At 63.6% G+C, this 22770-nt stretch carries 22 protein-coding genes; 10 read left to right on the top strand and 12 right to left on the bottom strand.

What is annotated here, in order from left to right; all coding sequences use genetic code 11:
* Positions 1 to 636 precede the first annotated feature (636 nt).
* From AC6H1L_RS01555 to AC6H1L_RS01535, 5 genes are all read left to right on the top strand, one after another.
* Positions 637 to 1902 (top strand): hypothetical protein, encoded by a 1266-nt coding sequence (locus AC6H1L_RS01555; protein ID WP_497599801.1) that lies wholly within the window; start codon positions 637 to 639, stop codon positions 1900 to 1902.
* A 65-nt stretch (positions 1903 to 1967) separates the two neighbouring features.
* Positions 1968 to 5870 carry an MMPL family transporter gene (locus AC6H1L_RS01550; RefSeq protein ID WP_497599800.1) on the top strand — a complete coding sequence of 1301 codons (3903 nt, stop codon included), beginning with the start codon at positions 1968 to 1970 and terminating at the stop codon, positions 5868 to 5870.
* 115 nt (positions 5871 to 5985) lie between these two features.
* Positions 5986 to 6552, top strand: a complete 567-nt coding sequence (locus AC6H1L_RS01545; RefSeq protein ID WP_497599799.1) for a hypothetical protein — start codon at positions 5986 to 5988, stop codon at positions 6550 to 6552.
* A gap of 233 nt (positions 6553 to 6785) precedes the next feature.
* Positions 6786 to 7370 (top strand): hypothetical protein, encoded by a 585-nt coding sequence (locus tag AC6H1L_RS01540; protein WP_497599798.1) that lies wholly within the window; start codon positions 6786 to 6788, stop codon positions 7368 to 7370.
* A 146-nt stretch (positions 7371 to 7516) separates the two neighbouring features.
* Positions 7517 to 7816 (top strand): hypothetical protein, encoded by a 300-nt coding sequence (locus AC6H1L_RS01535; protein ID WP_497599797.1) that lies wholly within the window; start codon positions 7517 to 7519, stop codon positions 7814 to 7816.
* An 846-nt stretch (positions 7817 to 8662) separates the two neighbouring features.
* Here the strand turns inward: AC6H1L_RS01535 and AC6H1L_RS01530 are convergent.
* The 5 genes from AC6H1L_RS01530 to AC6H1L_RS01510 all read right to left on the bottom strand — a co-directional run bounded on the left by AC6H1L_RS01530 (position 8663) and on the right by AC6H1L_RS01510 (position 11169).
* The gene (locus AC6H1L_RS01530) at positions 8663 to 8902 is read right to left on the bottom strand and encodes a hypothetical protein (protein WP_497599796.1); all 240 of its coding nucleotides are present in this window, start codon (positions 8900 to 8902) and stop codon (positions 8663 to 8665) included.
* A gap of 9 nt (positions 8903 to 8911) precedes the next feature.
* Positions 8912 to 9034, bottom strand: coding sequence for a hypothetical protein (locus tag AC6H1L_RS01525; RefSeq protein ID WP_497599795.1), 123 nt, complete (start codon positions 9032 to 9034; stop codon positions 8912 to 8914).
* 42 nt (positions 9035 to 9076) lie between these two features.
* Positions 9077 to 10009: a hypothetical protein gene (locus AC6H1L_RS01520; RefSeq protein WP_497599794.1), complete on the bottom strand. Its 933-nt coding sequence runs from the start codon at positions 10007 to 10009 to the stop codon at positions 9077 to 9079.
* 43 nt (positions 10010 to 10052) lie between these two features.
* Positions 10053 to 10706 carry a hypothetical protein gene (locus AC6H1L_RS01515; RefSeq protein ID WP_497599793.1) on the bottom strand — a complete coding sequence of 218 codons (654 nt, stop codon included), beginning with the start codon at positions 10704 to 10706 and terminating at the stop codon, positions 10053 to 10055.
* 109 nt (positions 10707 to 10815) lie between these two features.
* Positions 10816 to 11169, bottom strand: a complete 354-nt coding sequence (locus tag AC6H1L_RS01510; protein WP_497599792.1) for a hypothetical protein — start codon at positions 11167 to 11169, stop codon at positions 10816 to 10818.
* A gap of 364 nt (positions 11170 to 11533) precedes the next feature.
* Here AC6H1L_RS01510 and AC6H1L_RS01505 point away from each other — a divergent pair, with 364 nt between their 5' ends.
* Both AC6H1L_RS01505 and AC6H1L_RS01500 read left to right on the top strand, forming a co-directional pair.
* Complete coding sequence (locus AC6H1L_RS01505; protein ID WP_497599791.1) at positions 11534 to 16243, top strand: AAA family ATPase; 4710 nt, start codon at positions 11534 to 11536, stop codon at positions 16241 to 16243.
* Positions 16240 to 16518, top strand: coding sequence for a hypothetical protein (locus AC6H1L_RS01500; RefSeq protein ID WP_497599790.1), 279 nt, complete (start codon positions 16240 to 16242; stop codon positions 16516 to 16518). Before AC6H1L_RS01505 ends, AC6H1L_RS01500 begins: the two co-directional genes overlap by 4 nt.
* Before the next feature lie 318 nt (positions 16519 to 16836).
* On the opposite strand, the gene AC6H1L_RS01495 is transcribed toward AC6H1L_RS01500, so the two are convergent.
* The 5 genes from AC6H1L_RS01495 to AC6H1L_RS01475 form a co-directional block, all read right to left on the bottom strand.
* Positions 16837 to 17394 carry an EamA family transporter gene (locus tag AC6H1L_RS01495; RefSeq protein WP_497599789.1) on the bottom strand — a complete coding sequence of 186 codons (558 nt, stop codon included), beginning with the start codon at positions 17392 to 17394 and terminating at the stop codon, positions 16837 to 16839.
* A gap of 148 nt (positions 17395 to 17542) precedes the next feature.
* Positions 17543 to 17809 (bottom strand): helix-turn-helix transcriptional regulator, encoded by a 267-nt coding sequence (locus tag AC6H1L_RS01490; RefSeq protein ID WP_497599788.1) that lies wholly within the window; start codon positions 17807 to 17809, stop codon positions 17543 to 17545.
* Positions 17806 to 18222, bottom strand: coding sequence for an AraC family ligand binding domain-containing protein (locus AC6H1L_RS01485; RefSeq protein ID WP_497599787.1), 417 nt, complete (start codon positions 18220 to 18222; stop codon positions 17806 to 17808). The genes AC6H1L_RS01490 and AC6H1L_RS01485 overlap by 4 nt, the downstream gene beginning before the upstream one ends.
* Positions 18167 to 18391 (bottom strand): AraC family ligand binding domain-containing protein, encoded by a 225-nt coding sequence (locus AC6H1L_RS01480; protein WP_497599786.1) that lies wholly within the window; start codon positions 18389 to 18391, stop codon positions 18167 to 18169. The genes AC6H1L_RS01485 and AC6H1L_RS01480 overlap by 56 nt, the downstream gene beginning before the upstream one ends.
* A gap of 42 nt (positions 18392 to 18433) precedes the next feature.
* Positions 18434 to 19042 (bottom strand): hypothetical protein, encoded by a 609-nt coding sequence (locus tag AC6H1L_RS01475; RefSeq protein WP_497599785.1) that lies wholly within the window; start codon positions 19040 to 19042, stop codon positions 18434 to 18436.
* Between the two features lie 907 nt (positions 19043 to 19949).
* Between AC6H1L_RS01475 and AC6H1L_RS01470 the strand changes: the two genes are divergently transcribed.
* The 3 genes from AC6H1L_RS01470 (at position 19950) to AC6H1L_RS01460 (ending at position 21927) form a co-directional block, all read left to right on the top strand.
* Positions 19950 to 20450 carry a pyridoxamine 5'-phosphate oxidase family protein gene (locus tag AC6H1L_RS01470; protein ID WP_497599784.1) on the top strand — a complete coding sequence of 167 codons (501 nt, stop codon included), beginning with the start codon at positions 19950 to 19952 and terminating at the stop codon, positions 20448 to 20450.
* A gap of 97 nt (positions 20451 to 20547) precedes the next feature.
* Entirely contained in the window at positions 20548 to 21351 is an 804-nt protein-coding gene (locus AC6H1L_RS01465; RefSeq protein WP_497599783.1) for an acetate--CoA ligase family protein, read from the top strand.
* Between the two features lie 21 nt (positions 21352 to 21372).
* Positions 21373 to 21927, top strand: coding sequence for a GNAT family N-acetyltransferase (locus AC6H1L_RS01460; protein WP_497599782.1), 555 nt, complete (start codon positions 21373 to 21375; stop codon positions 21925 to 21927).
* A 38-nt stretch (positions 21928 to 21965) separates the two neighbouring features.
* Here the strand turns inward: AC6H1L_RS01460 and AC6H1L_RS01455 are convergent, their stop codons facing one another.
* The gene (locus AC6H1L_RS01455) at positions 21966 to 22127 is read right to left on the bottom strand and encodes a universal stress protein (protein ID WP_497599781.1); all 162 of its coding nucleotides are present in this window, start codon (positions 22125 to 22127) and stop codon (positions 21966 to 21968) included.
* Between the two features lie 65 nt (positions 22128 to 22192).
* Positions 22193 to 22603 carry a hypothetical protein gene (locus AC6H1L_RS01450; RefSeq protein ID WP_497599780.1) on the bottom strand — a complete coding sequence of 137 codons (411 nt, stop codon included), beginning with the start codon at positions 22601 to 22603 and terminating at the stop codon, positions 22193 to 22195.
* Between the last annotated feature and the right edge of the window lie 167 nt (positions 22604 to 22770).

Here is a 22770-nt window from a genome sequence, read left to right as displayed (position 1 = left end):
AATGATGCCAGCCACTCTCGCCCTCAGACGGCCTGGGCAGCCCTTCGAGGATCGCTGCGTGCGATCCCGGGTACTGAGATCCTCGAAGCAACCTGCATAAAGTACTGAAAGTAGGATGATGGTGCTGAAACTGATGCAAGGGAGCCAAGAAGTGGAGCAGACCCGCTGAGGGTCTCCTGTTGCTTGCTGATCCTGGCGACCCTCACCGACACATGAGGGGCAGAGCCACTCCCCATCACCTCTCGGCTGGCTGGCCCTCTCGCCGGCCTTGTTTCCCCCACCCAGAAACAGTGCTCGCCGCAGAGAGCTGAGCCAGAGCGAACCGGTCATTCCCGGTTCGCTTCCCCTCTTGTCCCTGTCTTGTTCCTGTTCTGTTCCCCTGGTGTTGCTCCCGTGGCCCCTGGGGAAACCGCTGGCGTTGCCGATCACTTCCCCCCGGTCTCCAGTCGCCAGGGCTATGCTCAAAGCAGTCCGCCCAGCAGAGGCCGCCATCCGCCGTTGGCTCTCCCCTCCTTTGGGGGCACAGAGACCCGTGCGTCCACGTGGCGAATGGAGGGTGGCAGAACAGCTGAGAGCGGATGTGAGGCCGTTGCTCTGCGATAACTGTACACGATGAGATGAAAGGAGTGATGGACGATGTCTGTCTCTGACCCTCATCAGCCCGCGGCTCAGGGCGATTCCTCTGGGCCTGATCCCTCTGCTGGGACCAGCGCCACCTCGTCTCCTGCGCCGAGTGGCGCCACGGCAGCGAGCCCTTCGCCATGGTCGCCCTACTCGGCTGCTCCAGAGTCGGCCGCTGCGGCGAGCCGGGCGGAGCCGGCCCTGCCTCCAGCCCAGGAGCAGGAATGGTTCACGTGGGAAGATGATGCTGCGGATGCCTCATCCTTCTTTCTGCCCCGACGTTCTGGCCCACTGGCGATGCCCACCGTCCCAGAAGCTACGGCGAGCCAGGCCGACTCGCCGCAGCCAGCGGGCCTGAGGGCCATCACCCGGCGCTCCTTCTGGTCACTACTGCGCCGCTTGGGCCTGGTGGCGGTGACCCTCCTGCTGCTGAGTCTGCTGTTGGCTACCGCCCTGGCTCATGCCCCAACACCTGGTGCGGCTTCCCCCACGCGGACCGCGTCAGGGGTTACCTCCCTGCCTTCCACGGCCACCGTTTCGCACCCCGGCAGCACGCCAGGGATTCACTCTCCCCCCACTGGGGGACCTCCGACGCCTGCTCCTCGTCCCATGCCGACTATCCGTCCTGGCCCGAGTGCACCTGCGGGGTCCACGAGCCCGGCAGGAGGTCAGAATCAGGGCACAACAGCCGTACCCAATGCATGGCTGGCAGATCCACTCCCAGCAGGCTGGACGGCTGCGGGCCTCACGCGTGCCGATGCCATTGAGGCCCTGCGTACTGCCATTACCTTTACCGATCGCGAAATGAGCCTGGATTACCGCAACGTTGGCACGCGGACCAGGCCCGGTGGGACATTGACGGCGGCGGTGTTCTTGCTCACCCCTGGGGGAAAGGCTCGCTTCCAGCAGAATGATCGCCGGATGAATCCGGCCTTCTACGATGCAGTGGTGGGAGAGCAGCTCATTCAAGCAGTGGTGAATGCCGAGCCAGAACTGGTGGCCCTGCAGGTCCGTGGAGGGCAACGCTTCGCCTGGGTAACGGTCCGTTTCTGGCTCTGGCAGATGCGACGCGATCCGGCAACGGGGCAGCTCCAGCAAGGGCTACAAGCCGATCCGACAACAGGCCAACCTGTGCGCCATCAGATGTCGGTGCTGCTGCTACGCGTTCCTCCTGCGGTGCAGGGACCCTCGGCCCCGATGGGGGGTACGGGCTGGCTGGTCTCGAACTATGGTCTCGATGTGCCTGCAGGAGCACCCCTTCCCCTGCTGACGCCGCCCTGAGAAGCCAGTGCCAGTCTGCTACGGACTGGTGCTGGCTTCCTCCTCGTGAAGGAGGTACGCTCGCCATGCCCTACTCGCCTGAAGAACTGAATCTGGAAGCTGCTCCTGCCGACCGGCTTCCTTCCTCTGCTGGCCGGCCTGGCTCTGCTCTGCAGCGACGGAAGACACTGGCCGTCCTGGTGGCTGGACTGCTGCTCGTGCTGCTCGTGCTCCTGCTCTGGGGACAGCCGTCGGTGGGAACCGACCCAGCAGGAAGAAGCCCAGCGCTGGTCGGACGGCTGATTGCGCTGGTCAACTTCCCCGTCATGCTCCCCGTCCTGGCTGGCCTGGGCGTGCTCTGCTTGCTGGGCGTGCTCGGTCTGGTGACGCTGGCTGCGGTCGTGGTACGGACCCTGACTCGACCGCGGAGGCAGGCTGCCGTCTCCACGCTCACCCCGGCCCTTGTGGGGTGGCCAGCCGAAGCCATTTCCTTCCCAGTGACGGTCGGGTCCTGTTCCTATCGAGTGCCCGGGTACTACTGCCCGCAGCCCGGCGCGCGTAGCCTCATCATCGTGAGTCCGGGCTATCGGCGTCCCGTAGAAGATGTCCTCCTGATCTGCCGGGCCCTCTGGCAGGCAGGGCATCACGTCCTGGCGTTCGAATACCTCGGGCATGGACGCCCTCTGCCTGCTGGCGCCGCTGTGCCGCTGACCCTGGGCTATCGGGAAGTCCAGGATTTCCTGGCCGCGGTGCTCTACGCGCAAGAGCGGGCGCCGGGTTGCCGGATTGGAGCGCTGGGCTTCTCGATGGGGGGCGCGGTGAGCTTGCTGGGGGCCGCCTGTTGCCCGGAGGTAGCCGCAGTCGTGGCAGATAGTGCCTTTGCAACACAGTGGCAGGCGGTCGAGCAAGTCGTGCGACAACACCTGCGCCTGCCGCCGCGCTGGTGGGACTGGTTGCTGCCGCCACTCCACTGGGTCAGCAATCAGTTCCTCAGATGGCGGGCGGGCTATTGCTTCGAGCAAGTGCAGCCTGTGCAAGCGATCGCGCAGATCGCGCCGCGACCGGTCTTGCTCATCCACGGACAGCAGGACCGGCTGATCCCGCCGGTGGCGGCGCGCCAGCTCTACGCTGCTGCCCGGCGGCCCAAGGCCCTCTGGCTGGTGCCTGGGGTGGAGCATGTGGGTGCTTGCCTGCACGTGCCTGACCGCTACGTGGCCCGCCTGACTGCCTTCTTCCAGCGGGCGCTCTGGCAAGATCTGCCCGCTCGCCATCGCCAGGCTGGCTCCAGCGTGGTCGCTGCTGCTCAAGGGGAGGAGCCGTCTCCGCCGCAGGCCTCTCCTCTCCACTCACCCGAGCCGGCTCAGCCACCGCCCGCTGGGTGGCGGCTGGGTCTGGTTTGGGGGCGCTGGCTGGTGCGCTGGCGGTGGGTGGTAGGAGGAGCCTGGCTGCTGGTGCTGCTGGTCAGCCTGCCGCTGGCGCAGACGATCGGAGCGCTGCTCCAGCCTGGAGGAACGACCATCCCTGGCAGTGAAGCGGCCCAGGTGCAGACCGTGCTTCGAGACCGTCTCCACCTGCCGGCGACGCAGCTATTTGCCGTGCTCTCTGTCTCCCGCCAGCAGGCCAGAACCCGCGCCTTTGCAGCGCAACAGCAAGCGGTCGTCGCCAGAGCCAGCAGCCTCCCCCATGTCCTGACAGTCCGCTCGCAGGTCAGTCCAGATGGGCAGACCGCCCTGGTGATCTTGGGACTCGATGAGGACAGCGATGCGGTGGCAGCGCTGGTCCCAGCGCTGCAGACCCGGCTGGGAGCCATCCCTGGGCCTGCTCACCTCCAGTTGACAGGTGAGGCGGCAGTCGCTACGGCTCTCCAGCAGGCCACCCAGGAGGATACCGCCCGAGCCGAAGCGCTGGCGCTGCCCCTGACCCTGGCGGCCCTGCTGCTGGTCTTTGACGGGCTCCTCGCCAGCCTGCTCCCGGTAGGGCTGGCTGGGCTGACGCTGATCACGACCCTGGCCGGACTCTCCCTGCTGGCACGGCTCTTCCCGCTGCAGAGTCTGACGGAGAGCCTGGTGGGCATCATTGGTTTGGGCCTGGCTATTGACTACAGCCTGTTGCTGATCCGTCGCTTCCGCGAGGAGCTGGCCCGAACCAGAGCAGTACCCGAGGCCGTGGCTGAGACGATGGCCACAGCGGGCGAGGCGATTGCCTGCAGCGCCTGCATGGTGACACTGGGCTTTGGGGCATTGCTGCTGATCCCCATTCCGCTCGTACGTTCGCTGGGGGTAGGTGGCTGTCTGGTCACAGGCGTTGCTGCGCTGGCAGCCCTGACGCTCTTGCCTGCGCTGCTCAGCTTGCTGGGACCGCGCATCAACGCGCTGGCACTCTCTGCCTTGCTCCCGTGGCGATGGCGGCGCTGGCGAGGCCTGGGACCTGTCCGGCGGCAGCACCCAGCCTCAGGGGCAGAGCCGCACGCAGCTGTCGGACCTGTCTCCTGGTGGGAGCGCTGGGCCTGGACGGTCATGCGCCATCCCTTGCCGCTGCTGGGAGGGGCACTCGGGATACTGCTGCTGTGGAGTTGGCCCGCGCTGGCGCTGCGCCCTGGTCTGCCTGGGGCGGCAGTGCTCCCTGCCGATGCCCCGGCGCGGCAGGGGTGGGAGCACCTCACCCAGGCGTTTCCCACCGTTGACCCGGCACCGATTCTGGTGGTCGTGCAGCCTGCTGATCCGCGATCGACGCGCGCGGCCACTGATCACGCCGCATTGCTGCGGCTGGTCGGCTGGATCGAGCACCTGCCCCACGTGAGTGGCGTCGAGCGTGCACCGGACCAGGCATCTCAGCCTTTCCCATCTGAGCCAGCGCTCCTGCTGGTGCATACGCGCAGTGCTCCTGACTCCCCCGAGGAAGCCAGGCTCCTGGATCAGCTGCACGCGGTGCCAGCTTCCCTCCGAGAGGGATTCCGCCTGCAGATTGGCGGGCCACGCGCCCAGACGCTCGAGTTTGATCGTACGCTCTACCGCGCCAGCGGGCTGGCTCTCCTGTTCTTGCTGGCAGGAACGGTGCTGCTGCTTCTGGTCACCTTCCGTTCGCTGCTCCTGCCCCTCAAGGCGATCCTGATGAACCTGCTCGCTCTCGGAAGCGCCTTTGGTGCACTGGTCTGGGTGTTTCAGGACGGGCATGGAGCCACGTGGCTGGGCTTCACGCCCACTGGCTCCCTCGACCGCTTTGTTCCCATCGTCCTGGGTTGTACGCTCTTTGGTCTCTCGATGGATTACGAAGTCTTCCTGTTGAGTCGCGTGCGGGAGTGCTGGCGACGAGGCCGGAACAACGAGCAGGCGGTCGCTGAGGGACTGGCTCGCACTGGGGGCATGATCACCAGTGCCGCCTGCCTCTTCTTGCTCGTGGCCGGAGCATTTCTCGCGACGCGGCTGGTGGTCACCAAAGAGCTGGGCTTAGGCATCTGCGTAGCTATCGGCCTGGACGCCTTCTTGATTCGTCCCCTGGTTGTGCCAGCGACGATGCGCTTGCTGGGACAATGGAACTGGTGGCTGCCTGGTCAGCGGAGCTGGGAACGGCTGCGCAGGGGAGCAGGAGTCATTCGGAAAGACGGTCGCCACCACTGCAGACGGCTAGCCCGTGGGAGGCCCTGGCATCCCTTGCCTTTCAAGGCGAACGAGCATCAGGCGCAGCGGGCCTGGGAGGCGTTGCTGATCAGGCTGGTGGCCCAGACACTCCCTGTCTCTCCTGCCCACCTGACAGCACAGAGCCACTTCTTCACCTGCGGGGGCGATTCGCGCGCTCTGGAACACCTGCTGCTGCGCATCAACCAGCAGCTCGGGGTCACCCTGACGATGGAAGAAGCGCTGACCTGTCCCAGGCCTGCCGAACTCGCAGCCCTGGTACAGCAGCGGCTACTCCAGCAGGACGAGCAGAGAACCGCTCCCCCTGTCCAGCCTCTCAGCCGGCACGAGCCGGCAAGCACCCGGCAGGAGTGATGAGCACTGGACCAGGGTGCTGATGCGGGTCTCTCGTGCTTCCACTGATACGACTTGTAGGAACAGATCACTCTGTAGCGAAGTCAAGACGACCTCACCAGGAAGGAGGACTCAGGTGAATCCCGTTCCATGTCGCTTTGCCCAGCCGCGCTGGCATCGCTGTCTGTTGTGGGCCAGGAAGGCACGCAGGCTGTGCTGGCTGCTGGTCCTGGTCCTGCTAGCGCTGTTGGCGATGAGCTGGTTACTCTGGCCAGCTTCCCCCAGTCTGGCCAGAACAAAGTCGTTCGAGACCTGCTCGACCGTCCTGCCCAGGGACAAACCAAGGTTTTGCACAGGAACTGATCCGATCGTCGAAGGGTGCTCCCTGGATGCACGGACTGTTACCGAGGTACCCATTCGCTGGGAGGCACGCACGATTGGCCTGGCGCAAGTCCGTCACTCATTGCTCTGCAATACCTATTGGGGCCGCGGCTTCACTTTCCTGGCTGGAGCCAGCATCAGTGTGTACCTGCCCGATCTGGGGACAGGAGCGGAAGCATCCTACCTCTCCACGACGTCGCAGGTCTATTCGAACATGGTCTATGCCTTCATTCCGACCGTGACAATCGAGGTGATTGTGGGTCCAACGCAAGTGATTGCCACGACCATTCCTGGAGTCCATTCCCTCAGTACAGCGGCATAACTGCCCTCTCACATCTCTGCCTGGCCATAGCCTGCCAGGGAGAGACGCAAGAAGGGAGCGGGAAGGGAAGAGGCGACCTCGCATCTGCTGCCTGCCTCTCGCCACCGGCTCGGATGGCAATGAACGGCGCTGGACAGCAACGGGGACGGAGCTGATCCTTCAGTCCCAGAGGCGAGCAGTGAGCGAGAGGGAGGGCAGACTCAGCCTTCGCTCGACTCGAAAGGAGCATCTTGATGCAGCTGTTTTGGTTTCGAAGTGCTGCTGATCTGGCTGGTCCAGGGGGACAGCATCCTGACCTGGCCCTCATCGAGCTCGCGGCCACTGACACCTTTGAAGCCATTATCGCAGGGTTGCCCACAGCTGCCCCAGCGCTGCTCGTGCGGTTTCCAGCAACAGGGCCGCTTGTAGAAGAGCAGGAGCTGCTGCTGCGACGCTGTCAGGCCAGCGCGGAGCGGCTGGCAGTGCTCCTGCCTCCCGAGCAGCTCTGCCAGTGGGGAGCAAGCGCCTACCGGGCAGGCGTGCCGTTTGCCTGTAGGTGGGAACGTGCCCTGGCACTTCTGGGCATTGATGCCCTGGCGTTTCCCCGCGATGAGGCTGGCCAGGAACAGGAGGGTTCTGTCCCAGCACGAGCACAGCCGGTGTCGATAGAGCACCAGCCTCAGACTGAAGGCTTTCGGCCACGGCTCCTCTGGGCCGGCTGCTTCGCCAGCCGCTGGCTCTGTCTGCTGAATCTTCTCTGGAGTGGAGGGTGCTTACTGGGCCTGGTGTTGCTCCTGATCCAACCCGTTCTCTCGCTCCCAGTGCCAGGGAAGCCCTAGTCAGCAGGGTGGAAGCCGGCTGGCTGGCATACAGCAGCCAGCCGGCTTCCTTTCTTTGCTCCTCGGTCTGGGCGAACATAGCTGCCAGCATGCTCCTCGTCTGTAACGTATCTCTGCTCTTGGAAGAAAGGAGGCCACGCATTCCTATGTCACCTGTCAGGTCTGGAGACCGGGATCGGTATCGAGCCACACAGCAAGAGGCGGAACCAACGCTCTCCCCTGCGCGGCGCAAGCGTCTGCTCAAGACCTATGGGCCAGCTCCATCAGGGTACACGACCGAGGATCTGGAGCGCTTTCTGGATCTGCTCTACGGCCTCTACAGTCATATCAGCTCGCCGAAAGCCTTGCGGGAGATTATCGTGAGCGATCCCTTCGATCGCCGCGAGCAGCCACGCCAGCTCCGGCTGGTGGAGCTGGCCGCCTGGCTGGAGGCGATCATCAGCTAAGAAACACTGCTGGGTCTCCCTTCCTCAGCGGGGCCAGAGGAGCAGATGAGACCCGGCAGCTCTCCCTGGGTGGACAGGAGCTGCGGATGGAAAAGGGCTGCTGGCTCAGCCATCGAAGGAGGAGCGACTGAGCAGGCCAGCGATCTCCGTAAACGGCAGAGGGAATCTGGACGCAGGCGATCTCCGATTGGTAAGGCGTTTCAGGCAGCGTCCAGTTGAAAGGGGCCAAAGAGATCTTGCTGGCTCTGAAGAGAATTCTAGCGGCCAGAGAGTGTGTGAACACTTGACTCTCTTGCCTTTTCTAAAAGGAGAGGATATAGTAAGGGACAGTGCAGACAACACAGCCAGGAGAACACATTTGCCAGCAGACCGGGGAAGGGGCAGGTAGTCCTTTCTCGGGGAAGGCAAGGAGTCAGCGAGTGAGGAAGCTATGACCACTTGTGTGAAGCGTGCAGCAAGAGGAAGCGATTCCTGTCAAGCCGCCTGGAGAGCGGCTTCAGGCAGTGGGCTGCCGCTCAAGGGACAACCTGCCTTCCAAGCAGGCTGTCGCGGGTTCGAGTCCCGTCTCCCGCTCCCTCTGTCAGACCGTTGTTCTCCATGCGCTTCACAAGCCACTCCAGCCGGGGTGCGCCGTGAGGACACTGAGCCACGATGGTCTCGGTGGTGCTCATTACGCCTCCAACGACCACCTGCCTGCCGTGGCTGGAAACCACTTGCTTCCTGTCTCGCTCCTGCGTCGTTCCTGGACGCTGCCGGCTCGCTTCCAGGGCGCTCTGCTACACTCCCTCCTGGCTGGTCACTGCACTGGCGAAAATGAATCACCAGCCCAGAAAGGAGGAGACTCCCTCATGGATGGTCTTCTTGCTTCTTCCCGGCGGAAGCTGGAGGCTCGTCCCCCGGCTGCTCTCTGAGGAAGAGGGCGTGCAGCTCGAAGGCCCAGATGCCAGTGCCCACGTCCAGAATCGTGCGGGTGTTCTCCGCGGTGAGCGGGGCCAGGTAGTGGTTGCTCAAGGTGCGATAGAGGGCGTGATACTGGTAGTTGAGGCGCTGGTCTTCCAGCAGGTCCCTGGGCAGCAAATACGGCATGTCCTCCAGCTACTGGCGCTGACGGATGGAGGGAGGCCCGCCGGAAGCAGCCAGGTCCGTGGGGGTGGCCTGGGCCAGGGCCGGTGCTAATCGCGCCTGGCGGTGCGGGAAGAGGAGGCGAATGAGGGCCATGTGACCACTCCTTACTTTGCTGCTCCAGGGCCGACGCCAGGCCTAACTGGCACCAGGCCTTTGCTTGCCTGGAGGGATCATCTCGATGGAGCGGATAACTCGCTCGGCCTCATCGAAGCGCTGAGCCTGCGTCAGGGCTTGAGCCAATCGGTACCATGCCCTTCCTTGCCTGAAACGATCCTCGATGAAGTGAATGAGCCGTTCCGCCTCCTCCAGTAGCTGCGCCTCCACCAGGGCCTCAACTACCTGCTCAAGGGCAGATTCTTGCGAAGGGTCGTCTTGCACGGCCAGGACTCGGCCCTGCACTCTCAGCCAGAGCTGCTGGGCCTGCCGCTCTCTCCCGGGCATCGCTGCCAGGTGTCGCGCGATCAGCAGAAGCAAATGGCTACTTGAGAGCGTGTCCTGCCGTTCGGCCAGCGCCAGTGCCTTGCGCTCCTTCCCGAGCAGTAGCATGAGCTGGAAGGCTTCGTCAGTATACCACCAGGGATACCACAAGGTGTTCTCGCTCAGATAGGCACGTAGCAGCGTATAGCGACAGAGCGTGGGCAGCAGGCGCACGGCCTCATCCTGGCTCCAGCAGCTGGAAGCGGCAGCCCTTTGCCCCAGTTGCAGATCGCGGTCGTACAGACGGAAGCTGTCCTCAACCTGCACCTTCTGCCGCCCATAGCTGCCTTCATCCAGGAGCGCGAAGAGCCGCCGCCACTGGCGCAGACCCGCCTGGTAGAGATGCGTGATATAGTGCTGGCGGGCATAGAGGCGGCGCCGCTGCTCGCCGGGATCGTGCGTCGCGTCCTGCCAGATCCGATCAAGGCCGCCCTCCTCACACCAGGCTGCCAGGATACTCTGCCACTCCTGCTCATCCTCCTCATCAAAGAGATACTCCTTGTCCGGTCGCGTCTGATCCCGGCGCAAGTAGTCGCGCAGGTGCCCATGACCTAACGAGTAAGGCGCCCCCTCCCCCTGCAGATCTCCCACGACCAGCCCTTGGAGGCGCTCTAACCCGGCGGCCAGCTCCTGATCATCGATGGGGGCAGCCCCCTCTCGCCGGTGCTTGCAAGCTCACTATCTCTTGCAGATGTGTCCTCTCTACTGGCTCACACGCAGTCAGCAACACGGCCAGGACCGGCTTGGTCACCCGCTGCCAGAGCGTTGCGAGAGCAGGGCTGCTGCGTCCTGCGCGATCCAGCGCCAGTGAAAGCAGAGACTGGGGATTCACTGACAGATGCTGAAAGATCTCATCTGGCGGACTCTCCCGCTGTTGAGCCAGCGCTTCGGCGGCCAGCCCGAGCAAGAGGGCATGGCCTTCCAACCGCTCGTAGATCCTCCTGATGAGGGAGGCTTCGAGGAGCACGGGGGGCCCTGCGCGATCCGGCCAGCGACGCTGCAGCATCTGCTCAAAATCCTGCAGGCTGAGAGCCGGAAGAGCATATTCCCGGAGAGGCTTCTGCAGCTGGAGGGAGTGCAACGCGTTGGGCCGTGTGCTCAGGACAAAGACGATCCCCGCCGGTGGTCTCCCTCCGGCGAGCAAGCCCAGGTCGCCCATGCCCCCGGTCTCCTCTGGCAGCTGATCCAGCCCATCGATAAAGATCACCTCCTGGCCTGAGCGCTTGACCACCTCTTCGAGCAAAAGGCGAAAGCAGCCACACAATGCCTGCAAATCGTCGTTTGGCAAGATAGAACGTGGGGAGATGATATTTGACAACCAGGCTTGCCATGAGGTGTCTGAGCAGGATCACCCGGTATTGGGGCCCGGCGTTCAGAGGAATGAAGTGATGAATGACCTAATCTTTCGGCCTCTCGCGGTGCCCGCTGCGAGAGAGGTCCACCAGCTTCGCCATCACGCTGCTTTTCCCCTGTGCGGCTGCGCCGGTGATCGCCAGATAGCCGCCGGTTGCAAGGAGCTCCGAGATCTGCCGACGCAGCTCCTGCAGCTCGCCATTCCTGCCCACGAAGCTCTTCAGGCGATCCCGCAGCATGGCGCGACTAAAGGCGTCCACAGCGAGCGAGCGCAGTCGCTGCTCCTCAGTGGCCTGTCGCTCTGCCTGCGCTCGCGGCTCTTGTGCTGCGAAGGCCGGTTGAGGGCCTCTCACCGGGTCCAAAGGCTGCTCTGAAGTGCGATTCTCTGCTGCTGCCATAGCTGAGAGTGACTCCTCGATCGAGCCAGCAATATCGTCGCAAATCTCTGTTGAAGATGGAGGCGCATTCGCTGTCACCCATGAGCACGTTTCCTGTACACCTCTCTAGTATAATAGCTGAAGCGAGCGGCGGTAGCCCTCCATCCTGCCGGAGGGAACGAGCTGAGCGGCAGCGGCAAGATGCGAGCGGGGCGCGGTCCTGGTATTGCATGCACGTCAGCTTGCATCATCGATAGACAAGTATGATTGTGTATTGTATACTCTTTCTATCAGCCCACTGGCTTCTGCTATCGTAGCAGTGCGTGGGGTACGTGCCTGGAGATGTTGCAGACCGATGACAGGACAGCACCAGGAGACATCGCACATGACGACGGGTGCTCCGCCGAAAGGGAAGACGGATCGTGGTCGGCGGCTGGCGCTGGTGATCGGGGTCAATGGACCTCCTGCCCCTGGCCGGGCACCGCTCGCTTTTGCCGAGGCCGATGCCTGTGGCATGGCGGAGGTGCTGCAACAAGACGGTTGCGGTTTCTGCCTGGTGGTTCCTCCTGTGCTGGGTGCGCAAGCCACGACCGAGCAGGTTCGCAAGGCCGTGCTGGCCCTGGCCCTGGAGCTCCAGGAGGAGGATTTCGGGCTGGTCTTCTTCAGTGGCCATGCCGAAGTCCTACCGCGCGAGGCCGGTCTGGATGAGGTCTATCTGGTGACGGCCGACTTTGAGCCTGCCCATCTGAAGATCGACTCCACGGCGCACCTCTCGTTTCGCTGGCTGCGGCAGATCCTCTTTGAGCACGAGCGAGCGGCGCAGCTGCTCCTCATCCTGGACTGCTGCTATGGGGGCAAGTTCGCTGAGAGCGCGCCCGATCCCTCCCTGGATGAACTGCAGCGGCGCCTGGCCTATTACTTTGGAGAACCAGGCGAGCGTAGCCCGGCGCCGGCGGGGAGCGTGCGTCTGGCGCTGACGGCGACAGGCCTGGAGCCAGCCAAAGAAGAGGATGGGCATGGACGCTTCACCGGACAGCTGCTCAAGATCTTGCGGGGCGGGGTGCCACAGGCGGCGGATGAGCAGGGAACCATTTGTTTCGGGCAGCTGTTTACCTGTCTGAAGCAGGCGGTGCCAGAGCAGTCGCCGCGGTTCTACGGAGCGGGCGATGATCTGGTGCTGGCACGCTATCCGCAGCTGGCTCAAGCGCGGCAACGGTCTCGGGCGGAAGACAAGGAGCGGCAGCGGCTCCGGGCGCTGGTGCGCCGTCGGGATGGTTTCTACGAGGATCGCCGACGCAGCTGCGTGGGGCGCCGAGAGGAGCAGGCGGCAGTCTGGCGCTTGGTAGAGGAGCTGCTGCCCTCGGGGGGCTACGTCCTCATCACGGGGGAAGCCGGTCAGGGCAAAAGCTGCCTGATAGCCAGGTTGATCGAGGACCAGGCCCGAGCACAGGGGAGCGAAGAGCGCGTGCTCTTTCACTTCATTCCGCAAGTGCCGCCTCCCGACTACCAGGTCGCCTTGCTGCAGGAGCTGCTGGCGCGCCTGGTGCTCAAGTATGAACTGCCGACCTGGTGGCTGGTTGGGGAAAACCGGGCGGCCCTGAGCGCTGCCTTTGCGCAGCTGCTGCAGGAGCTGGCACGGCACGGAAAGCAGGAGGTCATCTTCATCGATGGGCTGGACCAGTTGCAGCCTGATCCGCAGAGCGGCTGGAGGGATCTGAGCTTTCTGCCGCAGGGACCAGGCCATCCGCCGCCCGGGATCGTCTTCGTGCTGGGCACGCGCCCGGACGATACCTTGCAGCCGCTGGAGCTGGCCAAGCCCCGGCGAGTGTATCCGCTGCCCCGGCTCTCCGCCGGCGATTTTGCGGAGTTGCTGCGGCAGCGGCAGGTGCACCTCTCTGCGGAGCTGGAGCGGCGGAGCTATGAGGTGCTGGACGGGCACGCCCTCTTTCTTGATCTGTTGGCGAAGGAGCTGGCGGTCCGGCGGAGGCTGGCGCCAGGGGAGGTGGAGGCCCTGGTCGAACGACTGAGCAGCGACCCGGAGCAGGTGTTTACGCTGGCACTGGAGCGGCTGCGAAGGGAGCGAGGGCAGTGGCGACGGGTGCTCAAGCCGCTGCTGGGGATCTTGCTGGTGGCGCAGGAGCCGCTGCCTGTCCCAGCGCTGCGGCAGCTCGTGGGGCTGGCGGGCCAGGGAGAGATTGACCTGGAGGAGGTGCAGGAGGGATTGCGGCGGCTGGGTGGGCTGGTGATGCGCGACCAGCAGGGGGGCTACACCCTCTTTCATCTCAAGTTGCGGGACTATCTGCGTGGCGGGTCGGGAGAGCCAGACGGGCCGCAGCGGGAACCAGCGGGTCTGTTTGATGAGGAGGAGGAACGGCGCTGGCACGGGCTGCTGGCTCACTGGTGCGAGCAGGGGGGACTGGCGCGGCTCTGGCAAGCTGGGGCGAAGGAGGAAGCCGAGCGGCGTCGGCGGCAGTATGGACAGCGGCACTATGTGCGGCATCTCTACGAGGCGGGGGAATGGGAGCGGCTCTTTGCGGTGCTGGACGAGGGGAGCTATGGGCGGGCGAAGGTGCAGGCCGACCCGAGCATGCGCGACTACGCGCAGGATCTGGATCTGGGGCGGCAAGCTGCGGCGGCAGTGGGGGAGACGCTGGAGGAGCAGCTGGAGCAGCTGCCGCGACTGTGGGGCTACACGCTGCTGCGCAGCAGCCTGGGGAGTCGGGCGGATGCCTATCCTGATGAGGCATTCCTGCTGCTGTGCCAGTTGGGCCAGGAGGCGAAGGCGTTGGGGCTGGTGGAGCTGCTCACGGAGCGGGAGCGGCAAGCGGATCTGCTGATGGAGTTGGCGCAGTGGTTGCTGAGGCAGCCAGGACGCCGTGAGGAGGGATGGCAGCTCTGCCAGCGAGCGGAGCAACGCATCGCGCTGCTCGCTGATGGCCCAGACAAAGCGCATTGTTTCATCGATCTGGGCGAGGTGCTGGCGGAGGCAGCGCTGCCGCAGGAGGCAGAGCGCTGCTGGCGGCAGGCCGAGCAAGTGATTGCTGGTCTGTCTGAAGATGCATTTACTAAAGCAGCTCTACTAGTGCGGCTGGGTCAAGCTCTGGCAGCGGCAAAGCGGCCATTGCAAGCTGAACAATGCTGGCAGCAGGCCGAACAGCTTAGCACATCGCTCTCTAACGCCAAGCAGAAAGTAAAGATTCTTATCAGGCTGGGTAAAGCACTGGCGATGTGGTCGCTTCGCCAACAGCAGGCCGAAGACTGCTGGCAAGAGGCAGCACACCTTATTGCCTCCTTCCCTGATCATGACTGGAACCGGGTCGATGCACTGATCGAACTGGGAGCAGCGCTGGCGAGTGCAAAATGCTGGCCCAGAGCAGAAGAATGCTGGCAGCAGGCCGAAAAGCTTAGCTCTCAGCTGCCCGAAGATGGCTTGAGGAAAACCTTGGCCCTCACCAGCCTGGCCAAGGCGTTTATCAACGCTCAGCGCTGGCCAGAGGCCGAACGGGTGATCTCCTTCCTTCCCGAACAGCACTGGAGTAAAACCGCAGCCCTCACAGCGCTGGGCAAGGCCCTGGCGGATGCTCGGCACTGGCCAGAGGCTGAACGGTGTTGGCTGCAGGTGCGGCAGCTGATCACTATGCTCTCCGATGACAGCGACAAAGTGGAGGCTCTCGCGGGACTCGCCAAGGCATTAGCAGAGGTCCAATGCTGGCAGGAGGCCGAACAGTGCTGGTTACAGGCCGAGCAGCTCATAGCCACGTACCTTGATCAATACGGCAAGGCGGCGTTGATTGGCCTGGGCGATGCTCTAGTAAGCGCCCAGTGCTGGCAGGAAGCGGAACGGTGCTGGCTGCAGGTAGGAAGAGATATTGCATCTTATACCTGTGACGACTGGAGTAAAGCCAAAGTGTACATCCAACTGGCCAGGACATTGATGAAGGCCCAACGCTGGCGGGACGCTGAACGGTACTGGGTTCAGGCCGAACGCCTTATTTCCTCCCTCCCTGAGGAGCAGGAGAGGTTCTCAGCGCTTAGCCACTTGGGCGAAGCATTAGCGAATGCCCAACGCTGGCCAGAGGCCGAACGGGTGATTTCCTTCCTTCCCGAGCAAGACTGGCGGAAAGCTGGGTCCCTCATAGCCTTGGGCAAAGCCCTGGCAGAGGCACAGCGCTGGCCAGAGGCCGAACAGTGCTGGCAGCAGGCTGAACAGCTCATCACCGCCCTGCCCGATGAGCAAGATGGCTGGCGAAAAACCCCGACCCTCACCAGCCTGGCCGAGGCGCTCATCAGCGCTCAGCGCTGGCCAGAGGCCGAACGGGTGATCTCCTTTCTTCCCGAGCAGGACTGGCGGAAAGCTGGGTCCCTCATAGCCTTGGGCAAAGCCCTGGCAGAGGCACAGCGCTGGCCAGAGGCCGAACAGCGCTGGCAGCAGGCCGAAGAACTTGCCACACTACTCGCCGAGGATAGTGACAAAGTGGAAGTCCTTACAAGGCTTGCCACGGCATTCGCAGAGATGCAACGCTGGCCAGAGGCCGAACAGCGCTGGCAGCAAGTTGAACAGCTCATCGCCGCCCTTCCTGATGAGCAAGATGGCTGGCGGAAAGCGCAGGCGCTCAGCAACCTGGCAGCTTCCCTGGCCATCGCAGAACGTTGGCAGGATGCTCAAGGGATCATCTCCTCTCTTCCTGAGAACAGCGCCCATAAAGCTCTAGCCCTGACCAAGCTGGCCCAAGCACTGGCGAACGCTCGGCATAGGCAAGACGCCGAGCGATGGCTGCCCGAGGTCGTTCAGGTGCTGATCGGCCTTCTCCCAAGCTCAAAGGAAACTGAGGCCCTGATCAGCCTGACCAGGGTATTGATTGGCTACGGGCGTGAGGCTGAGGCTATCTGCCTCATCCAACACGCCTGGCTGCGGGACATGGGACGACACGAGGCATTCTGGTACTTTCCTGCCGTTTTCCCCCTCGTGACCAGATACCCCGCGCTGGGATCCGCCCTCTATGAGGCCACCTGCTGGGCCGACGCCTTCCTGCAAGGCACGCCGAGACCGGCCTCCCTCTCCTTCCGACTGGAAAGGAGCCATGACCCTGCATGAGCGAGCAGCCGCTACCCTTTGCCAGCAAGACCAGGCTGGTCGCCGGTCACTGCGCACCGCCGCGCGGCGCGCTACAGCATAGGCTCGCCCCTGGAGGGCTGACCGCTCCCTCGCTCCTTGGGGCTCTCAGGATATCGATCAGCATCCAAATGCTCCCGATCAACGAAACGATGAAGCCGACGAGACCTACCCAGAATCCGCGCCCGCGCAAGTGGTCGGCGGCGGATGGAGACGGGCCAGCACGCTCATCCGCCCGGCAGCAGCTGCGCCTGTGACTGCCGGAGAAAGTTCACACTCCTCCCCAGCTAGTGGCTCTCTTGCTTCTGCGGACCTTCCAGTGCGAGCGGAGCATGGTTCTTCTATCTAGTGAATGTCTGCCTGCTCCACTTTTAGCAGGTGGTTAGCAGGCGGAAGTCGTGCGGTAGGCAGCGCCTCTGAAATCCTGAGAGAGCACGCGAGCGAAAAGCGATCCCCGCCGCCTCGTGCCATCCGGTCACTTTTCGCTCGTCTGGGCGCGCTGAATCGCTCCCCGATGGACGGGGGAAGCCGTTCCCAGCTGAGGCAGCTTGGCGACAGGGCGCAGCGCGAGGAAGTTATCGTCGCTCCCGACTCGCGTCAGGAGCCAGGCCAGCGCAGGATCGCGAAAGGGGCCAGCACGAGGGTCGCAAGAGCACATTCGCTTGTGACCACGCCAGGCGAGGGAGCGAAGTGATCAGAGGTTGTTTGACGAGCAAGGCACCAGCAGCATAGCCTGTAGTTGCCAGGAGTACCAGCCCTGCTCCCAGCAGCTGTTGCCCATCGTCCCCCACATCCAGACCCAGCAACAGGACGACGCCTCCCATGCTTGTGAGCAACCCGACCAGGCGCAACTGCCTAACCCGTTCACTCCTATCGACGCGGAGAGCGCGCAGGACGACCAGGAGCGGTTCAGTGGCGATCAGCAAGCTTGTCAGTGACGATGCAAGGTGCTGCTCCCCGTAACTGATGAAGAGAAACGGTCCGACGATCTGGATCAAGGAAAAGAGAGGAAGAAGGTACCCTCTCTTGCCCACCAGTTTCGAAGCGTGCTGGTGGGCTGCTCTTGGCAACAGAACCGCCGTCGCCGTGGTCACATGGGCAAAGACGACCACCAGGGGATCCAGTTCCCTCACCACTATCTTAATTAATAAAAAAAAAGAAGTAGGGAATCCCCCAGAACACGGTCATTGCCAGAGAGAGGAACCAGCCTTTCTGCGTCATAGGACCTCCTCTCTGTAGGAGAACAGATGCTATGGCACAGCATATCTGTGGGCAAGAGGCTCAGTCTTGTCTATTCTTGCAGTGGTACAACACCTGCCCCGGCGTCACGCCATAGATACGCTTGAACTGTCGGGTCAGGTGGCTTTGATCGGCGCAGCCAACGGCGTAGGCAACCGTAGCGATCGGGTGCCCTGCCAGCAAGAGCTGCTTGGCCTGTTCCAGCCGCAGCTGATTCAGGTACGCATGGGGCGGCAAGCCCATCACCTGATGGAAGGTGTGCGCCAGGTGGAACGGCGAGAGACCGGTCACTCTGGCCAGCTGTGTCAACGATATATTTGGGCAAAGTGCGCTTCCAGGTACTCTCTGGCCACCCGTACGGCTCGCAGCTCTGGACGGAGCGATCCGGCCACCAGAGGCCGCTCTGCGTGGCGCGTGAGCAAATAGGCATAGGTGTGCAGGGGCCAGGATTCACGTTCGAGGAGGGGTCTGTTTTCGGCCAGTGCCGTCTGCAAACGGCTCAGGAGGTCTGCCAGGGTCTGATCGGAGAGAATAGGCGTTGGCGAAAAATAGGCATGCCAGGAACACCCGGCAACGGTTGCAGCCAGCTCTGCGACCAGTTCCGTGCTTGGATAGATGGCGCGGTAGACCCACCCCTGCGTGCCAGCGACCTGACCCGGATGGATCTCATCCGGGTTCAGCCAGACCTTGACTGCCGGCGGGCGCAAGATGGATGGCACCACGGTACCAGAGCGCTCCTGCACCCTGATCGATGATGCTCAGCACAAAGGAAGCGTGGCGATGGGGGGCAAAGGCATGGGTCAGATAGCTGGCATGCAGCACCTCCAGATCGCCCAAATCGCTGTCTCTCCAGAAGCTGGCTGTTTCTCTCAGGTGCTGTCTCTCATCCATAGCTGGCTCCTGGGGCTTCTGCTGGGAGCGAGCGGGCTGGCGTTAGCGGCGCTTCCGCTTCCGGCGCGGGGGGACGGTGCCCCTCACCCTGACTTTGTTGGGCAGCTTTGCCGGTGTTCCAGACCCAGAGCGAGAGCCAGCGAGGGCGTTCTGGATCCTGCGAGCCAGCTGCAGTGCTGCCTGGACCTGGTCCAGATCCGGCGCCTCCAGCGTAAGCCTGGCCTCCCCCAGCTCGATCGTCCAGCTCAGCGGCTGCTCCTGGCTGGCCTGCGGTCCCACGAGCCTGGCGTGCCGTTCGCGCAGACGCTTGAGGACGGGGAGCAGCTTCTCGAAGAGGGTGACGAGGGCGCTCAGGTCGGCCAGCCCCTCGGCGATGGCGGCATGGTGCTGCCAGACAGCGCCAGCCACCTGCCGCACGAGCAGCCAGGCCTCGGTGACGAGGTCGGCTCCCTTCTGGCCGGTGGGGGCTGGAGCTGGGAGGACAAAGCCCTCGCGCTGGAGTTCGGTCGCCAGCTCGTGCTGCAGGGCCGTGAGCAGGGCGAGATCGGTTGCTCCCGTTGTCTCAGGGGCAGGTACCAGTTGTAGCCAGACCTGCAACCATTCGGCAGGGGACAGCTGATCGCTGGCAGAAGATGACGGCTGCTCGCTCATGCAGGGTCATGGCTCCTTTCCAGTCGAGGTGAGAGGGAGGCAGGTCCCGCCGTTCCTTGGCAGCACCCTCGCCTGTCGCTTCCGCTGTCATGCTCGGCGACTCCCTCTGCTCTCCTGAGGACAATCTGCCGCGCAGCACCTATGCGCGCATGCTCCATGCCTGCGACAGCGTCAGCAGCGAGTGGGCTGCTAGCCATAGTATACACTATCCAATGACACTTGTATATCTATGATGCATGCTGATGCGCATCACCATCAGGACAGGAAACACGGGCAGACATCTGTGACCAGGTAGGCCCTGCTGACGCCGGTGCCAAGAGGACAGCGCCTCTCAGCCAGGACCCGCCGGCCCGGCCCTGCTGGCCGCAATGGACCAACAGAATGACCTCAGCTGGCACGATTCTGACGCGGCGCACCGGGTGCCGTGGTCGGCTCCGCCCCCGTCGGGTTTCAATCCCAAGCGGGCTCTTCCTCTGATTGGTTCTGACAGCCCCCTCTCTACGAGAGCATCTGGAGCGGTCTCCGTCAAGCCGATTCGAGCATTTCCCAAAAAAGGGCCATCGGGACCACTTTTGGGAGCGCTCCCAATATCCAATGATGCCCCCAGGCCGCTTCTAGAGCCTTTCAAGGATTGCTGCATGGACCAGCGTGAGCCGGGATCCTCGAAGCGACAGGCAATTCATCGCAAAAGATTTGCGTTGCTGACTCCAGCTCTGACAAGTCAGAGAGAGAGTCTTGCCATCCTCCACCTCACGTGGGGTGACTGGCCACAGCAGCTGGGGCAGCCTGCAGGAACGCTGGTTCTCTGCGCCTCTCTTGCTTCATACTGCCCTCCAGCCACTTGCACAAAAGACGACCAGCTTGTACACTCTGTGAAAAGCGGTCAGCTCCGTCAGGAGGATACCCGATGCAGCGAGCACGCGCCGTGCGCCTCACCGAGGAGATGAAACGTGTCGTTGACGAACAGCGGCTGGCGTTTGTCGCCACCGTCTGCCCCGACGGCACCCCCAACCTGTCGCCCAAAGGGACCATCGCCGTCTGGGATGACTCCCACCTGATCTTCGCGGATATTTGCTCGCCGGGCACTATCGCCAATCTGAAGGAACGCCCGGTTCTCGAAATCAACGTCGTTGATCCGGTGGCGCGCAAAGGTTATCGGTTTAAAGGGACAGCGACCGTACATGGTGAGGGTCCCTTGTTTGAGCAGATGCTGGCTTTCTATCGCCAGCGCGGAACGCGCAGTCCCATCCAGCACATCGTCTTGATCACTGTGGAACAGGCTTCCCCATTGCTGTCACCAGCCTACGACCAGGGCGAGACTGAGCAACAGATCGCCTCGCGCTGGCTCGCACGCTGGAAACGGCTCTATCGAGAGCGCTATGGCCCCGTTGTGCCCCTGGAGCGCTGAGTCAGAACCTGCGACCGCAGATACAGCTCGCCACCTGGCAGAAGGGATCTTCCTCGACGAGAGAAGGCGCCGCTGCTGATACGAGACGCCCAGTGTGGTGGATAATCCCAAGGAGAGCGCTGGTCGGTGCGCGCAGGTCGCCGGCTGGCTGACCGCGGCCTGCCAGGCCGGGCACACGCTGCTCAGCGAGCCGGAGGCGAAGGCGGTCCTTCAGGCGTACGGCATACCGATCGTCGAGACTCGCATCGCGCTCACCGAAGACGAGGCCGTCCAGCAGGCGGAGCAGCTCGGTTCCCCGGTGGTTCTGAAGCTGCTCTCCCCTACGATCACCCACAAGAGCCGTATGGGGGGCGTCCGCCTGGTCCTACGCACGGCTGAGGAGGTGCGGCAGGCCTATCGGGCCGTCGCCGAGGCTGCAGAGCGCCAGGCGGGAGCCGGACAGATGCAGGGGGTCACGGTGCAGCCGATGGTCACGCTGGAGGGCTACAAGCTGATCGTGGGCAGCTTCTGCGACCCGCAGTTTGGGCCGGTCCTGCTCTTTGGCAGCGGTGGACGCCTGGTCGAGGTGCGACGCGATACCGCCCTGGCACTGCCGCCGCTGACCACGACGCTGGCGCGACGCCTGCTGGAGCGCACGCGCATCTTCACCGCCCTCCAGCATGGGGCTGCCGGACTGCCCGCGGTGGATCTGGCGGCACTCGAGCGTCTGCTGGTGCGCTTCAGTCTGCTCATTGTCGAGCAGCCGCTGATCAGGGAGTGCGACATCAACCCCGTGCTGGCAGCGGGCGATCATCTGCTGGCGCTCGATGCCCGGATCGTGCTGCATTCGATTGATGTGCCCGAAATAGCACTGCCGCGCCTGGCCATTCGTCCCTACCCGAGCCACTACCTCGAAAACTGACAGCTCCCTGATGGCACGCTGGTGACGATCCGCCCGATTCGCCCGGAAGACGAGCCGTTGGTGGTGCGCTTCCACAAGCGGCTCTCAGAGCGCACTGTCTACCTGCGCTGGCTGCATGTCCTTGGCCTGAGCCAGCGCATCGCCCATGAGCGGCTGGTGGACCGCTGCTTCATCGACTACGATCGAGTGCTGGCCCTGATGGCCATCTCGCGGGAGGAGGCCGAGTTTGCCTTGCTAATTGGCGATCAGGTGCAGGGGCAAGGACTGGGAACGAAGCTGTTGCGGCGCTTGATGGAGATCGCCCGGCAGGAGGGCCTACAACGCTTGCAGGGCCGCATGGTGCCGGAGAAGCAGGCCATGCTGCGGATCTGCCGTACACTTGGCTTTCAGCTGGCCTACCATCCCGAGGAGCAGCTGATGCAGGTAAACCTTCCTGTTGTGGGAAGGGAGCGAGCTGATCAAGGGACACCCGTGAGAGAAGGATGGGAGCGCCAAGGAGCCACCAGCACATTGGCCTCGCTGTGTCTGGGAGAGCCTGCGTGCAGGTCCGAGAGGACCTGTAGCTATGGCTGGTGACTCCCTTGCTCCGGTTGTGGTCTCCGACTGGCGACCGCTCAGTCAAGGTCGTCCTGCAGCGTGCCCCAGGGCGGGCGCGGGGTTGCTTCGATTCCCTGGGGGCGAACGACCAGCAGCGGCAGGCGGGTCCGTTCCAGCACCCGCTCGGTCATGCTCCCCAGGAGCCAGCGATTCAGGTCCTCTCTGCTGTGGGTCGACATGACCGGCAGATCACAGCCTCCGGGCAGAGGCGTCTCTACCAGAGTCCTGGTTGTGCTCAGCCACATCAAGAATGGTTTTGCGCTCCATCAGAGCCGGTATGCACCGACCAGGTCAGCTCAAGCTGCAGGCCAGCGGCCTGGAGGGCAGCAAGCCCGGCGTGGATCTCTTCCACGGCGTGAGCCGGATAGCGGCGGGCTCGGGCCAGTCGTCGCTCGCGCTTACCTCTGGCAGACTCATCCTCCGCCTCTTCGTCGACCTCCACAACCGCTAGCAGATGCATGGTGGCCAGGGCGTGCACCAGCGCCGCGGTGGATTCCAGGGCAGCCTTAGCGTGGACAGGCCCATCGAGCGGCACCACGGTCCCACGAGGGCGTTCATAGCCTGGTTGCGGACCGGCCAGCATCTCGCCGTGAGAACGGAGCATCAGGACAGAGAGAGAGGCCTGACGAATCAGCTTGAGCGCTACGCTGCCCAAAGCTCAGCGCTGCGGACTGCGGTGGCCGTGACCGCAACGCGTCAGGAGATCAGTGCCTACCTCTGGCGCAAGACGCCGAAGCTATCTGGCACTGGCAAGAGTCGAACTAAATGCAACAAGCACTTGCTGCTTGGCTTCGAGAGACTGTCTAAGGGTTGTAAGCTGCT

The organism is Thermogemmatispora argillosa (genome assembly GCF_059696725.1).
Note: the sequence above shows the minus strand (reverse complement) of the source record. Positions and strands in the feature narration are given on the sequence as shown.

What these genes read in the sequence shown, in the direction of transcription:
- AC6H1L_RS01555 (WP_497599801.1), top strand. Translation starts at nt 637, where the DNA reads ATGTCTGTCTCTGACCCTCATCAGCCCGCGGCTCAGGGCGATTCCTCT.
- AC6H1L_RS01550 (WP_497599800.1), top strand. Translation starts at nt 1,968, where the DNA reads ATGCCCTACTCGCCTGAAGAACTGAATCTGGAAGCTGCTCCTGCCGAC.
- AC6H1L_RS01540 (WP_497599798.1), top strand. Translation starts at nt 6,786, where the DNA reads ATGCAGCTGTTTTGGTTTCGAAGTGCTGCTGATCTGGCTGGTCCAGGG.
- AC6H1L_RS01535 (WP_497599797.1), top strand. Translation starts at nt 7,517, where the DNA reads ATGTCACCTGTCAGGTCTGGAGACCGGGATCGGTATCGAGCCACACAG.
- AC6H1L_RS01530 (WP_497599796.1), bottom strand. Translation starts at nt 8,902, where the DNA reads ATGCCGTATTTGCTGCCCAGGGACCTGCTGGAAGACCAGCGCCTCAAC.
- AC6H1L_RS01525 (WP_497599795.1), bottom strand. Translation starts at nt 9,034, where the DNA reads ATGGCCCTCATTCGCCTCCTCTTCCCGCACCGCCAGGCGCGATTAGCA.
- AC6H1L_RS01510 (WP_497599792.1), bottom strand. Translation starts at nt 11,169, where the DNA reads ATGGCAGCAGCAGAGAATCGCACTTCAGAGCAGCCTTTGGACCCGGTG.
- AC6H1L_RS01505 (WP_497599791.1), top strand. Translation starts at nt 11,534, where the DNA reads ATGACGACGGGTGCTCCGCCGAAAGGGAAGACGGATCGTGGTCGGCGG.
- AC6H1L_RS01500 (WP_497599790.1), top strand. Translation starts at nt 16,240, where the DNA reads ATGAGCGAGCAGCCGCTACCCTTTGCCAGCAAGACCAGGCTGGTCGCC.
- AC6H1L_RS01480 (WP_497599786.1), bottom strand. Translation starts at nt 18,391, where the DNA reads ATGGATGAGAGACAGCACCTGAGAGAAACAGCCAGCTTCTGGAGAGAC.
- AC6H1L_RS01475 (WP_497599785.1), bottom strand. Translation starts at nt 19,042, where the DNA reads ATGAGCGAGCAGCCGTCATCTTCTGCCAGCGATCAGCTGTCCCCTGCC.
- AC6H1L_RS01470 (WP_497599784.1), top strand. Translation starts at nt 19,950, where the DNA reads ATGCAGCGAGCACGCGCCGTGCGCCTCACCGAGGAGATGAAACGTGTC.
- AC6H1L_RS01455 (WP_497599781.1), bottom strand. Translation starts at nt 22,127, where the DNA reads ATGTCGACCCACAGCAGAGAGGACCTGAATCGCTGGCTCCTGGGGAGC.